Origin of the sequence: uncultured Planktosalinus sp. (genome assembly GCF_963973675.1) — a bacterium.
Classification (GTDB): Bacteria; Bacteroidota; Bacteroidia; order Flavobacteriales; family Flavobacteriaceae; genus Planktosalinus.
In genome coordinates, this window is record NZ_CAXBAN010000478.1 from 1 (window position 1) to 1,578 (window position 1,578).

Sequence of the window (1,578 nt, forward strand, 5' to 3'; positions counted from 1 at the left end):
TATGGAGCAAGACCGGTCAAAAGGGTCATTCAAAGGGACGTTTTAAATGAACTTTCCAAAGAAATACTCGCTGGTAACATCACAACTGAAAGTATCATCTTACTAGATGCTTTTGATGACAAACTGGTGTTTAGAAATCAAATAAGTGAGCAACAGGTATTATAATTTTTAAAAAATTAAATCAACTCCTTTCTAAACGAAGGGAGTTTTTTTACTTAAAAAATGATGTAATACTATGAGGAATCTCAGCTTTTGTTAACGCATTTTCTTTTACCTTTGTTTTCTATGCAAAGATTAAATAAGTACATCGATCACACACTCTTAAAAGCTTTTGCAACTGAATCAGATGTCAAGACTCTCTGTATTGAAGCCCTTGAGTATGATTTTTTCTCAGTATGTGTAAACAGCTCTAATCTTGCATTTGCAAAAGCGCTTGTATCAGAAAGCAATGTCAAGGTTTGCAGTGTTGTAGGTTTTCCTTTAGGTGCAATGAACACTGAAGCCAAAGCTTTTGAAGCTAAAAAAGCCATTGAGGACGGTGCTGATGAAATAGACATGGTAATGAACATAGGTGCCTTAAAAAGTGAAAATTTTGACACTGTATGGAAAGATATTGAGGCTGTTAAAAAAGCCATTGGCCCGAAAGTTTTAAAAGTCATTTTAGAAACTTGCTATCTCAATAAACCCGAGATTATTAAAGCTAGTGAACTCGCCATGCATTCAGGGGCAGATTTTATAAAAACCTCTACAGGTTTTGGAACCGGTGGAGCTACTTTTGAAGATGTTCAGATAATGAAGTCTGTTGTTAAAAATCAAGTAAAAATAAAAGCTTCTGGAGGAATAAAAGATAAAATTACAGCACTTGAATATATTGCATTAGGTGTTGAACGCATCGGGACTTCTTCAGGCATTGCCATTGTAACCAATAAAAATTCAGAAAATGAGCATACATATTAACGCAAAAAAAGGAGATGTCGCCGAAACCATATTACTGCCGGGCGATCCGCTTAGGGCAAAATGGATTGCCGAAACCTATTTTGAAAATCCTAAATGCTTTAATGAAGTACGCGGAATGCTGGGCTTTACCGGAACATACAAAGGTAAGAAAGTTTCAGCAATGGGTACAGGTATGGGGGTGCCCTCTATCTCCATTTATGCCCATGAATTAATTACAGAGTTTGGGGTTAAAAACTTAATTAGAGTTGGAAGTGCTGGCTCATATCAGGCCCACATACAATTAAGAGACATTGTTTTGGCTATGGCCGCATCCTCAACTTCAGGTGTTAATGAGTTACGCTTTGGTGGTGCAGATTTTGCACCTACAGCCAATTATGAACTGTTTCAAAAAGCTGTTGATATTGCAAAATCAAAAAACATTCCCATTAAAGCAGGAAATGTCATGACTAGCGATGAATTTTATGCAGATGAATTTGAAAGCTATAAAAAATGGTCGCAATTTGGAGTGCTTTGTGTTGAAATGGAAACCGCAGGCCTTTATACTGTTGCAGCAAAACACAATGTAAATGCACTTTCAATTCTCACAATTTCAGATTCGCTTGTCACTGGTGAAAAAACAAC

3 protein-coding genes are annotated in these 1,578 nt (G+C 36.6%); all 3 read left to right on the forward strand.

All coding sequences use genetic code 11. The annotated features are described in order from the left end of the window. A partial coding sequence (locus AACY61_RS13505) for a hypothetical protein (RefSeq protein ID WP_339612107.1) occupies positions 1–165 on the forward strand: 165 nt, incomplete at its 5' end. A 120-nt stretch (positions 166–285) separates the two neighbouring features. Then, on the forward strand, positions 286–957 hold the full coding sequence (gene deoC / locus AACY61_RS13510) for a deoxyribose-phosphate aldolase (protein WP_339612105.1): 672 nt from the start codon (positions 286–288) through the stop codon (positions 955–957). Next, positions 941–1,578: purine-nucleoside phosphorylase (deoD, locus tag AACY61_RS13515; RefSeq protein ID WP_339612106.1), on the forward strand; the 638-nt coding region annotated here is incomplete at its 3' end. The genes deoC and deoD, both read left to right, overlap by 17 nt.

What these genes read in the sequence shown, in the direction of transcription:
- deoC (WP_339612105.1), top strand. Translation starts at nt 286, where the DNA reads ATGCAAAGATTAAATAAGTACATCGATCACACACTCTTAAAAGCTTTT.